The sequence below is a fragment of the Paenibacillus tritici genome, from assembly GCF_013204885.1.
In the GTDB taxonomy this organism is placed as follows: domain Bacteria; phylum Bacillota; class Bacilli; order Paenibacillales; family Paenibacillaceae; genus Paenibacillus_AQ; species Paenibacillus_AQ tritici.
On sequence record NZ_JABMKX010000005.1, the window covers coordinates 339,011 to 352,263 of the forward strand.

The window sequence follows — 13,253 nt, forward strand, 5'->3', positions numbered from 1 at the left end:
ACAAAGGAATAATGGAAACGTTTCTATATCAGCGAAAATGGTTAATCATTGCAGTGGAATGCATTGTTCATTTAGGAGGTGGGCTCATTGGCAAGATTTGTACAATCGGGCGGAAATATCGTCCGCGAATTATTGAAGAACAAAGTGCTGTATCTTATGCTGTTGCCTGTCATTGTGTATTTCGCAGTCTTTCATTATGCGGTAATGCCGGGCGCTTACGTTGCATTTGTCGATTACAAGCTCAACAAAGGGATCTTTGGCAGTGACTTTATCGGACTCAAGAATTTTGAGTTCCTGATTCAGAACGGAGACCTCTGGAATATCACCAAGAATACTTTGCTCTACAATCTGGTGTTCCTTGCACTCGGTAACATCATCCAGATTGTATTTGCCATCATGCTGTCGGAGATTGCGGGCAAGTGGTTTAAGAAGATCTCCCAGTCGGTTATTCTGCTTCCAAACTTTATCTCAATGGTTATCGTCGGCGTGTTCGCGTATAACCTGTTCAATTTCAACTCCGGGTTTATCAATACGATGCTTACCAGTACGGGCTTAGACAAGATTGAGTTCTACTCCGACGCTGGAATCTGGAAGTACATCATTGTTGCGTTCAAGATCTGGGCAAGTACCGGTTACGGTATGATTGTCTATCTGGCAGCTATAACGGGGATCAACCATGATCTCTATGAAGCAGCCTATATGGACGGTGCCACTACCTGGCAGCGTATCCGCTATATGACTCTGCCGATTCTGAAGCCAACCTTCATTCTGCTCCTCCTGTTCGGTATGGGCGGAATTCTCAAAGGCTCCTTCGACCTATTCTACAATTTGATTGGAACAAACTCCGTGCTGTATCCGCAGACGGATATTATAGATACGTATGTCTTCCGTTCTCTCGTTGGACAATTCAACTTCTCGATGGGCGCTGCCGTAGGCTTCTACCAATCCTTGTTCGGTCTGGTCCTGGTGCTTGTTGTTAACTTTATTGTTCGCAAGGTTGAACCGGACAGCGCGCTCTTCTAAGACAAGTTAAGAAACAGGGGTGTTAACATGGCAAGTAATACTATTAAACAGGATTCAGGCAGCATTTTCATTAAGGTGATCAGCTACATTTGCATCTCCATCTTTGCCCTGTTCTGTGTGTTTCCGTTTGCGCTGATGATCTCCTCCTCCTTCATGAATGAGCAGGAGATTATCCGCGAGGGGTACAAGCTGATACCGAATGAGATTTCTTTCAAGGCCTATGAATTGTTGCTCAGTAACTCCTCCAAGCTGGTGGATGCTTATCAGGTAACGATCTTTATCACAGTCGTCGGTACGGTGCTCGGGCTGTTCATGATGTCTATGGCCGGATTTGTCCTGAACCGAAAGGATTTCAAATACCGTAACTTCTTCTCCTTCCTGATCTATTTCACCACCTTGTTCAGCGGAGGATTGATTCCGACTTACATCCTGATGGTTAAGCATCTGCACCTCAAGGACAATCTCTTCGCCATGATTCTCCCGGCAGTGGTAGGGGCGTGGTCGATCTTCCTGATGCGTAACTTCATGAAGGCGATCCCGGATTCCCTGTATGAATCAGCGACGATTGACGGCGCAGGCGATTTCCGCATCTACTGGCGCATCTTCATGCCGCTGGCGGTTCCGTCACTGGCAACGATCGGACTGTTCTCGGCACTGGGCTTCTGGAATGAGTGGTATAACGGAATGCTATACATGGACACTCAGAGCAAATTCCCGCTCCAGTACTTCCTGCAGCGCATGATCAATCAGGCGAATATGGGCAGTCTCATCAACTCGGGGGCGGTCATTAATACAGCCGATCTGCCGACTCAATCCATCAAGATGGCTACAGCGGTACTGGCCACAGGCCCGATCATTCTCCTGTATCCATTCATTCAGCGTTACTTCGTAACCGGTCTTACCATCGGTGCTGTTAAGGGTTAATGGACGCCTGCTTCAATCGAAGGGTGTTTGTTATAGATGCACAATCCATAATATAGAAAAGAAAAGGGAGGCTTACCGAATGAAAGGTAAAAAGATTGCTTCTTCTCTAGCTGCTGTCCTCATGCTTACTGGAGTGCTATCCGCGTGTTCATCGAACAATAATGCAAATGGCAATACTCCGGCAGGGTCGAATGCTCCATCCACAAGCACAGGAGGAGCAGATACTTCTAAGGAAGCGAAGTTGACGTACTACCTGTGGGGCAGTGAAGGAGTTACCAATAAAGAGATTCTGGCTGAGATTAACAAGAAGCTTAAGGCTGATCTGAATACTACGCTTGAAATCAAATATATTGACTGGGGAGACGTAGCAACCAAGTATCCGCTGCTATTCGCTTCCGGCGAATCGTTCGATCTGTCACATGCATCACCTGGTGCTCCTGTGTCCTACTACACCTTGGCTACTGAAGGTGCGCTGACGGACATTACCGATATGCTTGACAAGGTGGCTCCTAAGCTGAAGGCAGAGGTTCCTGAATCCTCCTGGCAGAATACTAAGGTAGATGGCAAAATCTATGGCGTACCGAGTCTGTTCAGTGAATACACACCTGCCGGTTATGCCTACCGTACCGACCTGCTGAAGAAATACGGCATGACTGAAATTAAGTCGATTGATGATATGGTTAAATACATGGATAATGTGGTTGCCAAAGAATCCTTCCCTCCAATCAACGGTAAGGCTGAGGATGCTCAGAACATGTACAGAATGCTCGTAGATACTACAGACATGTGGCTGAACGCACCTGGTATCTCGCTGAATGAACTGAATCTGGTTACCAAGAGCCCGGAAGATTACAAAAAAGTATTCCATCCAGCCTTCACCCAGGAATTCGAGGATTGGGCTGTGAAAATGCGTGAGTGGGGCGACAAGGGGTACTGGGGTAAAGACGTTCTGTCCGCTTCCCTCGGCAGCAAAGACAACTTCAGAGCCGCGAACTCTGCGGGTTATCTGACTCATGCCCAGGACTGGATCGGCCAGTATGGCGGAGATATCAAGGCGCTGCCTAATTCTCCTACAGCCTTCTATACTTTTGCTGAAGCCAACAAGAAAATCAAACGTAAGATGGGTGTAGACAACTCGACAGTAATCAGTGCGAACTCCTCAAACCCAGAGCGTTCACTGATGGTAATTGAGAAATTCATGACCGATGCAAGTTACTACAACCTGATGCAATATGGTATCGAAGGCAAGCACTACGTGATTGAAGATGGCGTGAAGAAACAGCCGCAGGGCTTCAATGAAAAAACAGACGGCGGAGGCTTCTCGGCCTGGTCCCTCAGAAATGACAAGTTCGTGATTCCTAGTGATACTGATAACCCGGTCCGTAAAGACCTGTTCGCTGCATGGGATAAAGAAGCGATCGACGATCCATACAACGGTTTCAGCTTCGATCCGGCTAATGTAACTACCGAAATTGCTTCGATCTCGAACGTGAATGCACAGCTTGGTATTCAGCTCATGCTGGGTAAAACAAACAAAGATCCAAAGACAGCTGTAGCAGAATACCGCGATCAGCTCAAAAAAGCAGGAGTTGACAAGGTCATTGCCGAAGTAGAGAAACAATTGGCAGAATTTACACCTGTTAACTAAAAGAATGACATAGGTTACAGGGGAGCTATTATGAATAGCTCCCTTACCTATAAATGGGGGAGTAGTGTGGACGTAAACATTAAGGATATCGCGAGGATATCCGGTGTGGGCATTTCAACAGTGTCCAGAGTGATCAACAATAAGGGTCTGGTGAGCAGTGCGACCCGGGAGAAGGTCCTGAATGTCGTCAAGGAATACAACTATATTCCCAATTCCAATGCGCGGAATTTGAAAACCACACAATCCAAGAACATTGCACTCATGGTTAAAGGGATTACCAACCCGTTCTTCGCCATTATGATCAAAGAAATTGAACGGCAGGTTAATCTTCGCGGGTATCCGTTTCTCATCCATCAGGTAGAGGACGGGACCGATGAGATCAATGCGGCCATTCAGCTGGTGAAGGAGAAGAACCTGAGCGGGATTATTTTCATGGGCGGTACTTATAATCATTCCGAAGAGAAATTCAAGCAGCTGACGGTTCCGTTTGTACTGACGACCATTACCACCTCACAGGAAGTAGACCCGGCTATCTTCTCCAGTGTAACTATTGATGAAGCCAAGGAAGCCTACAAGGCGACCTCCTATCTCATTTCGCTCGGACACAAAAGCATTGGCTTTCTTGCTAAATCACCTTTACTGGAAGACACTACCGGCAGCCGGCGGCTTAGCGGCTACAAGATGGCACTCGAAGAACATCATTTGTCTTACAACGCAGGGCTTGTTGAGGATTGTGAATACAGTCCAAGCTCGGGCTTCAATGCTGCACGCAGACTGCTTAACCGCGACAGAACAGTGACCGCAATATTCGCTGCCTCCGATACGATTGCCATCGGTGCGGCCAAGGCCGTGCTTACCGCAGGTCTGTCTATTCCTGATGATATCTCCATTATCGGCTTCGACGGCATTGAGATGGGAGAATATTACCACCCTGCGCTGGATACGATCAGCCAGCCGGGAACTGAAATGGCGCTGTCGAGTGTGGGGGTCCTGTTCGATCTGATCACCAAACATTCAGCCCATCAGCATATTGTCTATGATGCGGTATTGCTCAAACGGGGTTCTTGTAAGATGATCAAGGGCCGGTAACAGCAGGGCGCTGACTATAAACGTATTGGAGATGAACCTAAGGATGCAAGAATCTTTGAGAATAGGCACTTTGGTCCGTGGCGGTGAAGCCCTCCAGGTGATTCCGCAGATTGTGAACCACGGCTTCGAATCCTTCCAGTTGAATTTCTGGCAGACGGTTGGCGATACCGATCTGGTGGAGGCGGCGGCCCGGATTCGCGAGCTGGCTGCTGAACATCACTTCGTGATCTCTGCTGTCGGGATCTATGGTAATCCGCTTGGCGGCAACCCTGAGAGCGGGGATACCCTTGCCGGCTGGGAGCAGCTGATTGAGCATGCCCACTTGTTCGGCACGGACCTTATAGGCGGATTCACCGGACGGCTGCCGGGCTCGTCCATTGACGAATCACTCCCGAGATTCGCCGAGGTCTTCGGAGAGTTGTCGAAGCGGGCGGCAGACAAGGGTCTGCGGATTGCTTTTGAGAACTGTGCGATGGGCGGCGACTGGCATAAGGGCGACTGGAATATCGCACATAATCCTACAGCTTGGGAGAAAATGTTCAACGCCGTTACGGCAGACAATCTCGGGCTGGAATGGGAGCCTGCCCATCAGTTGACCGCGCTGATCGACCCGATCCCGCAGCTGCGCAAGTGGGTGGATAAAATCTTCCATGTGCATGGCAAGGATGCAACTATTGCCTGGGATGTTATTAAGGAATTCGGGATTCATGGACCGAAGCCTTATGTATGGGACCGGACGCCGGGCTTCGGGGATTCGAACTGGACGGATATCATCAGCATCCTCCGGCAGGGCGGCTATCAGGGCACGATTGATATTGAAGGCTGGCATGACCCGGTCTATCAGGGCGAACTGGAGATGACGGGCCAGGTCCATGCGCTAAATTACCTGAAGCGTTGCCGCGGTGGAGATCTCGTATCGAATCCGGTGATATAATCACATATAAAAGGCCTCATGCTCCACGGATGCGGGGAATGAGGTCTTTTTGTGCGTTCTATACAAAACGCTTAATGGTCCAATAAGGAACGGTGAAATTCCCTTTATTCGTTTCAATATGCAGTGCATCGGAGGAGTGGTCGATTTTGCATACTCCGGTGTAGGTTTCTCCGCTGATCAGGTGCACGCGCTGCCACAGATTGGAGAGAAGTGCATACTGGACATCTTGTTTGATCATACTCTTCACTTCCTCCTTGAATGAGGTGTGCATGTAAGCTTCGTTTCTTATTATTAACCATTCTGGAAGGAATCTAATTAGCGAAATAGGTTACAGTTTTGTCCCCTTTCACACCTACATAGTCGGCCTCAGATGGAGTAACATGTTCATGTACTGTCAGAGTAACGCTCTGCTCAGAGGGTATATATATTCTAGGAGGTGTCACCAATGAATTGGACAACCAGATTGCAGAAAATCACCGCTACGCTCCTTACAGCAAGTCTAATCTCTGTAGTCGGCTGGGGGGCGTCAGCTTCTCCGGCGCAGGCGTTAGCAGCACCGGCCCCTACGCCGCAGCAGGGCTGTAGCACCGGAGACCATGGGCTGCTTAAGGACCTGCAGAAGGCGCACCAGGGGGCAGAAGCGCAGCCGCTGGCCTTCTCGGATGTAGAGTTCCTTAGCGCAGATACGGGCCGGGCAGCCGGGAACGGGTTCCTGATTGGAACCTCGGACGGAGGCTGTCACTTCCAGAAGATCTATGAAGGGCAGTGGAATTTCCGGCAGATGGACTTCCCGGATAATGTTCATGGCTGGGCGCTTGCAGCGGTCAATGACGGTCCGGCGAATTATCTGATCCGCACCGCTGATGGAGGCTCCACCTGGACCAGACTGTCGAACAAGGCTGTGACCTTTGAATCCGTAGAGTTTCTGGACAGCAGGAAGGGATTCGGCTACAACCGGGCCTCTACTTACTATACGAACGATGGCGGGGAGAGCTGGAGCCTCATCAAGACACCTGCCAATACCCGCGGAGCCTATTTCACCAGCCGGAATAGCGGGTGGGCGGTAGTTATCGTGCCGGGCAGCGGCTATCAGGTGATGCGGACGGCAGACGGCGGGGCCAACTGGAAGCAGATGCTGAAGGTGCCATACGCTTCTCCTAATTACGGACGACTCTATGCGAACGGAAGTCAGGTGTACGCTGTACTGTACGGCGATTACGGAATGTCGCAGACTTCCTATTCCCTCTACGGCAGCTCTAATGCCGGAGTAAGCTGGACCCGGGTGATTGCCCAGGAGACAGCGGGAGGAGGTCCGGCTCCGGGAAGCGGCGTGGCCACAGTGAAGAAGGGACCGGCTTCCGGTACCCCCGGCAATATGGTGCTGATCGGCAAGACGACGGCATTCCTGGCAGGTTACCAGCCGGCAGCGGAGGAAGTAGGCGTTGGGCTTACCAAGAACAACGGCCGGACCTGGAGTAATCAGAAGGCGGTTCCCGGATTCGAGGGAGTCATCTCCTTCACCGATCATAACCGGGGCTGGCTGGCAGGCAGAGACCTGAACAGCTCTACACTGTACGTTACCAAAGATGCAGGCGCTACCTGGACAGCCAGATTTTCTTTTGAGCATACAGGGCAGTAAATAACATAGCTGTAACCAAAAAGACGGGTCTTCTCCCTGTAGGGGGAGGACCCGTCTTTTGTTGGTACTACACAATTAACTCGAACTTGTCGCCTAGAATAAGCTGTTTGGAACGGTGGATTTTGTTGCCGTCTGTGCCGGATACGGTGCTCTTGATACTGAGCAGCGGATGGTCTTCCGCGATATTCAGGTAGGTGGCTACGTCGAAGGTGGCGTACTCAAGCACGATATATTTTCTGGCGTGCCCGAATGACACCTTATATTTGGCTCTTAAGATTTCATACAGCGACTTATCGTTCAAGTCTTCATTCAGCAGAAACGAATAAGAGGAAGGGAACCGCGAATACTCCACGGAGATCGGCACGCCGTCGGCGTAGCGTATGCGCTCGATATTGATCACTTTGTCGCCGGACTTCAGTCCCAGATGCTCCTGATCGGAGAGGGTGGCATCTTCAATCACGCATTTGATCACCTTGGCGCCCGGAACCTTGTTCTGCAGTCTGCAGGTATCGCTGAAGCCAATCGTCTCGGCAACGTTCTTCTTGATCCGGTCTTTGGTGATGAAGGTGCCTTTGCCCGGTATGCGCACCAGGTAGCCTTCGGAGGTAAGCGAATCCAGTGCGGCGCGAACCGTCACCCGGCTTACCTGGTTGGCCTCGCTGAGTTCCAGTTCAGTGGGCAGCTTATCTCCAGGCTGCAGGGAGCCGCTGTGAATGGAGTCTAATATTTTCTCTTGAAGCTGTTTGTATAAAGGCGATGACTCGGAAGGGTCAAGCATGTATTTACCTCCAACTTGTGAAATCGATTACAGAAGTTATCCAGAAATTGCTTGTCTAGCCAGGGCAGACTTAGAGCGAAATGTATTGTATTGTTTTATTACTATATTTATATAGTATAACAATCTGGACCATTTGTTAACACTGCACAACCTTTTATGCCAGAAAGACCGCGAAAAAATAAAAATGAAAGCCCTATCTTGCGCCATGTATTGCTTTGTGCTAATATAACCTCATAACATTCCAATACAAAAGCCGGCATGGAGTGAATTTGCAAAGTATGTATCATACAAGAGAGGAAAGATAGGGGAGATGAAACAAATTATTGAATCCTTTAAAGTAATCGGCATCGGCGACAATGTAGTCGATAAATATGTCCATCAGGGGACAATGTATCCCGGTGGGAATGCCTTGAACTTCTCTGCTTACGCAGCCATGTGCGGTGTCCAGTCCGCCTATCTGGGGAAATTCGGCAACGATGAGGTCGCCCGGTACATTCAGCAGGTCATTGATGAGCTCGGGATTGACCGCAGCCGCTGTCGCAGCTACGAAGGGGAGAACGGGTATGCTCGGGTCACGCTGGAGAAGGGGGACCGCGTATTCCTCGGGTCCAACAAAGGCGGGATCGCCAAGGAACGGGCGTGGGAGTTCACCGGCGGCGATCTGGAGTACCTGAAGCAGTTTGCCGTGATTCATACAAGTCTGAACAGTTACATTGAGCAGGATTTAACCGTTCTGCGGGAGAGCGGCGTACCTATCTCCTTTGATTTCTCTGTCCGCTGGAACGACGATTATCTGCAGCAGGTGTGCCCTGATATAGATATCGCTTTTCTGTCCTGCAGCCATTTAACCGCAGAGGAGCGGGAACGGGAGATGCGCAAGGCGCAGCGGCTCGGTGTCAAGGTAGTAGTTGGAACGGTAGGCGAAGAGGGTTCCTATGCACTGTACGATGATGAATGGGTGTACCAGCAGGCCGTTTCAACGGATGCACTAGACACGATGGGAGCAGGAGATTCTTATATTACGGCTTTTCTCATGGAGCTGATCCGGAGTGCCAAGGACCGGCACATCGAATTTGGCCCGAAGGACAAGTTCCTTGCGGATATTAAGGCAAGCATGGGCAAGGGAGCGGAGTTTGCAGCGCAAATCTGCCGGGTTCACGGAGCTTTTGGATTCGGGGCACCACTGGTCTGACCGGCCGGTGGGAGTCCACTTCTGTCCCATGGTTGTAAGCGTATTCAATTCGAAGAAAGCCGCCTGTGAAGTCAGAAGACGCGGCTAATGATCGGTGAAGTCAGTACAAACTATAAAAGGGGACTTTTTATGTTCTGGTTTGAACTCTTGATCATTTTTTTACTCATATTCTTTGGTGCCAGAGTCGGCGATGTATTTATGGGTCTGCTCGGCGGTGTAGGTGTAGCGATTTTCGTATTTCTGTTCCGGGTGCAGCCCGCCTCGCCTCCGGTGGATGTCATGCTTATTATTTTGGCGGTGGTACTGGCGGCTTCCGCGCTTCAGTCTTCGGGCGGCCTGAACTTCCTTGTCCGGGTTGCGGAGAAAATGCTGCATAAATCGCCGAAGAATGTTACGATCATCGCCCCGGTTATTTCCTGGTTATTCACCTTCCTGTCCGGGACAGGGCATGTGGTGTATAGTCTGCTGCCGATTATCAACAAGCTGGCCATCGACAGCGGCATCCGGCCTGAGCGCCCGATCTCCAACAGCATTATTGCGTCACAGCAAGCCATCACCTGTTCGCCGGTATCGGCAGCGACTGCCGCGATGCTGGGTCTGATGGCACCGTTCGGAGTCGAGCTTGGGACGATCCTGACCATTGCCATTCCCTCCACGCTGCTGGGAGTCATTGTGAGTGCAATTCTAACGATCCGTAAGGGAAAAGAGCTGGCGGAGGACCCCGAATACCTGCGCAGGCTGGCCGAAGGGCTGATGGATGAGGGGCTGACAGCCCAGGCTGCGCCGGAAGAGAAGAAGGACAGCAGCGGAGTGCCCAAAGGCGCGAAAACCGCAGTACTCTTGTTCCTGCTGGGAGTTGTGTCCATTGTTGTTCTGGGCTTGTTCCCTGAGCTGCGTCCTTCCTGGACGGCAGACGGGACGACCACCGTGTTGTCCATGGCCCATACGATTGAGATTGTTATGCTCGTCTGTGCTTCCCTGATTATCATCTTCTGCCGTCCGGCCATTGAGACGATTCTGAACGGATCTATTTTCCGGGCGGGGGCGCTTGCCATGGTGTGCGCGTTCGGTCTGGCTTGGATGAGCAGTACGTTTATCGGCGGGCAGACGGAGTTTATCCAGGAGCATGTAGCGTCCATTGTGAACAGTCAGCCCTGGATGCTTGCGGTCATTATGTTCATCGTTGCTGCGCTTACGACAAGCCAGGGCGCGACCACCCTGATCATGATCCCGATTGCCATTGCGCTTGATCTGCCGACTTATATTATCGTAGGGGCATGGATGGCTGTGAACGCCAACTTCTTCCTGCCTGTATCGGCCCAGTGCCTTGCAGCGATCTCGTTCGATACGGCGGGGACAACCAAAATCGGCAAATACGTGCTGAATCACAGCTTCATGGCGCCGGGAATGATTAATATCGTGATTTCTGTCGTCACGGCAACGCTTCTGGGGAGCATCCTCACGTAGGGAAAGAACGATAACCGAAGCCGAAGAACATACAAGGAGGATTCAACTATTATGATACAACTGGATCAGATCGCAACTGCGAATTTTCACTACAAACGGTATTCGCTGAATTATTTCCTGGACTCGTCTGCCCGGCTGGGATTCAAGAATATTGAGCTGTGGGCATCCGGCCCCCATTTCCACCTGGACTATTACACGCCGCAGAATGTGCGGGACTTGAAGCATGGCATCAAAGAGCGGGGGCTCAAGGTCATCTGTCTCACTCCTGAGCAGAGCGTATATCCGATTAGCATCAGCCATCCCGACCCGGTGTACCGCAAGGCAAGCGTGGAGTTTTTTTGCCGGCATATCGAAACGGCTGTTCAGTTGGACTGCAACCAGATGCTGGTGACTACGGGCCTTGCTTATCTGGACGCTGAGGAGTCCGACATGTGGAACTGGTGCAGGGAATCGCTGGAACAAATCTGCAGAACGGCAGAGAAGGAAGGCGTGATTTTACCTCTGGAGGCATTTACGTCGTACTCTACCCATGTGTTTAACTCCGCAGGGCATATCGCCCAAATGATCCGGGAAGTGGGCAGTCCGAACCTGAAGGGGCTCGCGGATACAGACGTTATGGCGGTGACAGGAAAAGATACCATCCACGACTTCATCCGCGAGCTTGGCGGCAATATGACGTATGTTCACTTTGTGGACGGCAATCCCGGCGGACATCTGGTGCCCGGCGAAGGCAAGCTGCCGATGGGTGAGGCGCTGCAGGCTCTGAGCGACTGCGGATACAAGGGATATCTGGGTCTGGAGCTGCTTGACCGGAGATATGTGCTGGACCCTGAGCAGGCGGTGCGGAATTCGCTGGCCTGGTTCGAGCAGCAGGGGGTACTTAGATGAAGGCTGATATATACGAATATGAGGGCACAGGGATCGAATGTGTATATAAAAATAAGGAATGGCTCGTCTGCATCAAGAACTGGAAGCCGGATAACGACATCGACGGGATTCACCGGCTGGAGGTCCATCTGGAGACGGATGAACAGTTCATTCCGGTTCACGGCAGAAGTATTCTGCTGGTGGCGGACCGCAAGGACGGCAAGTTCAGCATCGAGCTGATCCCCATGGACATCGGCAAGGTGTACAATGTACCGAAGAATACCTGGTTCTATACGATTGTTGAACGGGACTCCAAGCTCGCCTATGTGCAGCACGCCGATACCTCCAACGATAACAGTGAATACTGCCCGCTGTCGGCGTCTGAGCTGGCGGATGTAAAGGCCAGAGCCCGGGAGATCTGGAGCCTGTAGAACTGGAGTGGCCTGCAATAATAGAAGAGTATTATTCAACAAACAACCTGCAAAGTGCGGGTTGTTTGTTGTTGTGCACAAAATTATGATAAAGCCCTGTTGTGAATCTTAGAATATGGTACTATGATAACAAACAGTGAACAGTACATATGACAACATATGATATGATAAACGTGGTTTGATTAGGACGTTAAAGGAGTCGCGGTATGAAATTAAATGTATCCAGTCAAAGTCCGCTATACCTGCAGTTAAAGCAGATTATCAAAGAGGACATTCAAAAGGGCGTCTACCAGCCGGGCCAGAAGCTGCCGCCTGAAGCTGAGATCGGCAGTACCTACGGGGTAAGCCGGATTACGGTACGCCGGGCGATCACCGATCTGGTGGAGGAAGGCGTACTGCACAGCCAGCAAGGCAAGGGCAGCTATGTACGCGAGTTGAAGGAGAAGCGGGAGCTGATCTCCGTTGGCAGCTTCTCGGACATGACAACGGCTTCGGGGAAGACACCGAGCGCCCAGATTCTATCGAATAGGGTAATCCCGGCGGATGAGAAGCTGGCCGAGACGTTCCGCATCAAGCCCGGTGATCCGGTGCTGAAGCTGCAGCGGCTGCTCTTCATTGATAATCAGCCTTTTATCATCGAGGTCTCCTATTTCCACCTCGGCCTGATGCCGGAGTTCGAGAAGTTCATAGGCGAATCGCCTTCGACCTATCAGATCATGAAGAACCGTTACGACATCGAGCCTACGTACTCCGAGAAGACCCTTGAAGTCATTCTGGCAACGGAATTTGAATGTAATCTATTCCATTGCGACCGGGGAACACCGCTCTATCAGCTCGACAAAATCACCTACGATAACCAGGACCGGCGGCTTCATTATTCACAATCCATCTATGTGGCGAGCAAAGTCATCTTCACCATCAACACGGGCAAACGCGGCCAGGACTAACACCGGCTACCCGCCATGTTCATCCGTCTGAATCTGTCACGGGTCTGCTGCAGCTTGCCAAGCCGGGATCAGGCAGAGAGACGGGGATCAGCCAATAGATAGGCTTTAATCAAAGGTTTTGTGTGATGAATAATCACATGAACCTTTTTTTTGCGCGTTTTTTCAAGAGAATTCGCAATATGTAACATATATATAACACAAAGAAAGCATTTACATTTGATTTTTTCGTTGACTTGCTTAATTCTTGATGGTATATATTATAATATGACAACATATACAATCTTATCTCTTATGCTGTCTTATTAAGGATTGGG

13 protein-coding genes are annotated in these 13,253 nt (G+C 50.7%); 11 read left to right on the top strand and 2 right to left on the bottom strand.

Going from position 1 to position 13,253, the window contains the following annotated elements:
- Positions 1 to 87: 87 nt before the first annotated feature.
- The 5 genes from HQN87_RS11150 (at position 88) to HQN87_RS11170 (ending at position 5,618) form a co-directional block, all read left to right on the top strand.
- Complete coding sequence (locus HQN87_RS11150; protein WP_246553017.1) at positions 88 to 1,023, top strand: ABC transporter permease; 936 nt, start codon at positions 88 to 90, stop codon at positions 1,021 to 1,023.
- Between the two features lie 27 nt (positions 1,024 to 1,050).
- A complete protein-coding gene (locus HQN87_RS11155; RefSeq protein WP_173132242.1) occupies positions 1,051 to 1,947 on the top strand; it encodes a carbohydrate ABC transporter permease in 897 nt (298 codons plus the stop codon).
- A 79-nt stretch (positions 1,948 to 2,026) separates the two neighbouring features.
- The gene (locus HQN87_RS11160) at positions 2,027 to 3,595 is read left to right on the top strand and encodes a DUF3502 domain-containing protein (RefSeq protein WP_173132256.1); all 1,569 of its coding nucleotides are present in this window, start codon (positions 2,027 to 2,029) and stop codon (positions 3,593 to 3,595) included.
- Between the two features lie 66 nt (positions 3,596 to 3,661).
- Entirely contained in the window at positions 3,662 to 4,684 is a 1,023-nt protein-coding gene (locus tag HQN87_RS11165) for a LacI family DNA-binding transcriptional regulator (protein ID WP_246553014.1), read from the top strand.
- Between the two features lie 55 nt (positions 4,685 to 4,739).
- Positions 4,740 to 5,618 (top strand): sugar phosphate isomerase/epimerase family protein, encoded by an 879-nt coding sequence (locus HQN87_RS11170; RefSeq protein WP_367272701.1) that lies wholly within the window; start codon positions 4,740 to 4,742, stop codon positions 5,616 to 5,618.
- 58 nt (positions 5,619 to 5,676) lie between these two features.
- On the opposite strand, the gene HQN87_RS11175 is transcribed toward HQN87_RS11170, so the two are convergent.
- Positions 5,677 to 5,856, bottom strand: coding sequence for a hypothetical protein (locus HQN87_RS11175; protein WP_173132265.1), 180 nt, complete (start codon positions 5,854 to 5,856; stop codon positions 5,677 to 5,679).
- A 207-nt stretch (positions 5,857 to 6,063) separates the two neighbouring features.
- Here HQN87_RS11175 and HQN87_RS11180 point away from each other — a divergent pair, with 207 nt between their 5' ends.
- The gene (locus HQN87_RS11180) at positions 6,064 to 7,257 is read left to right on the top strand and encodes a WD40/YVTN/BNR-like repeat-containing protein (protein WP_173132268.1); all 1,194 of its coding nucleotides are present in this window, start codon (positions 6,064 to 6,066) and stop codon (positions 7,255 to 7,257) included.
- 67 nt (positions 7,258 to 7,324) lie between these two features.
- Here the strand turns inward: HQN87_RS11180 and HQN87_RS11185 are convergent, their stop codons facing one another.
- Positions 7,325 to 8,035 (bottom strand): GntR family transcriptional regulator, encoded by a 711-nt coding sequence (locus HQN87_RS11185; RefSeq protein WP_173132271.1) that lies wholly within the window; start codon positions 8,033 to 8,035, stop codon positions 7,325 to 7,327.
- Positions 8,036 to 8,345: 310 nt separating this feature from the next.
- Here HQN87_RS11185 and HQN87_RS11190 point away from each other — a divergent pair, with 310 nt between their 5' ends.
- The 5 genes from HQN87_RS11190 (at position 8,346) to HQN87_RS11210 (ending at position 12,939) form a co-directional block, all read left to right on the top strand.
- Positions 8,346 to 9,227: a PfkB family carbohydrate kinase gene (locus HQN87_RS11190; RefSeq protein ID WP_216857238.1), complete on the top strand. Its 882-nt coding sequence runs from the start codon at positions 8,346 to 8,348 to the stop codon at positions 9,225 to 9,227.
- Between the two features lie 129 nt (positions 9,228 to 9,356).
- Positions 9,357 to 10,694 (top strand): anaerobic C4-dicarboxylate transporter family protein, encoded by a 1,338-nt coding sequence (locus HQN87_RS11195; RefSeq protein WP_173132274.1) that lies wholly within the window; start codon positions 9,357 to 9,359, stop codon positions 10,692 to 10,694.
- A gap of 51 nt (positions 10,695 to 10,745) precedes the next feature.
- On the top strand, positions 10,746 to 11,582 hold the full coding sequence (locus tag HQN87_RS11200; RefSeq protein ID WP_216857239.1) for a sugar phosphate isomerase/epimerase family protein: 837 nt from the start codon (positions 10,746 to 10,748) through the stop codon (positions 11,580 to 11,582).
- Positions 11,579 to 11,992 (top strand): cupin, encoded by a 414-nt coding sequence (locus HQN87_RS11205; RefSeq protein ID WP_173132277.1) that lies wholly within the window; start codon positions 11,579 to 11,581, stop codon positions 11,990 to 11,992. The genes HQN87_RS11200 and HQN87_RS11205 overlap by 4 nt, the downstream gene beginning before the upstream one ends.
- A gap of 206 nt (positions 11,993 to 12,198) precedes the next feature.
- On the top strand, positions 12,199 to 12,939 hold the full coding sequence (locus HQN87_RS11210; protein WP_173132280.1) for a UTRA domain-containing protein: 741 nt from the start codon (positions 12,199 to 12,201) through the stop codon (positions 12,937 to 12,939).
- Positions 12,940 to 13,253: the final 314 nt, after the last annotated feature.

Excerpts from the sequence above, each read along its gene's own strand:
- HQN87_RS11155 (WP_173132242.1), top strand. The coding sequence starts at position 1,051 with ATGGCAAGTAATACTATTAAACAGGATTCAGGCAGCATTTTCATTAAG.
- HQN87_RS11160 (WP_173132256.1), top strand. The coding sequence starts at position 2,027 with ATGAAAGGTAAAAAGATTGCTTCTTCTCTAGCTGCTGTCCTCATGCTT.
- HQN87_RS11175 (WP_173132265.1), bottom strand. The coding sequence starts at position 5,856 with ATGATCAAACAAGATGTCCAGTATGCACTTCTCTCCAATCTGTGGCAG.
- HQN87_RS11180 (WP_173132268.1), top strand. The coding sequence starts at position 6,064 with ATGAATTGGACAACCAGATTGCAGAAAATCACCGCTACGCTCCTTACA.
- HQN87_RS11185 (WP_173132271.1), bottom strand. The coding sequence starts at position 8,035 with ATGCTTGACCCTTCCGAGTCATCGCCTTTATACAAACAGCTTCAAGAG.
- HQN87_RS11190 (WP_216857238.1), top strand. The coding sequence starts at position 8,346 with ATGAAACAAATTATTGAATCCTTTAAAGTAATCGGCATCGGCGACAAT.
- HQN87_RS11195 (WP_173132274.1), top strand. The coding sequence starts at position 9,357 with ATGTTCTGGTTTGAACTCTTGATCATTTTTTTACTCATATTCTTTGGT.
- HQN87_RS11200 (WP_216857239.1), top strand. The coding sequence starts at position 10,746 with ATGATACAACTGGATCAGATCGCAACTGCGAATTTTCACTACAAACGG.
- HQN87_RS11205 (WP_173132277.1), top strand. The coding sequence starts at position 11,579 with ATGAAGGCTGATATATACGAATATGAGGGCACAGGGATCGAATGTGTA.
- HQN87_RS11210 (WP_173132280.1), top strand. The coding sequence starts at position 12,199 with ATGAAATTAAATGTATCCAGTCAAAGTCCGCTATACCTGCAGTTAAAG.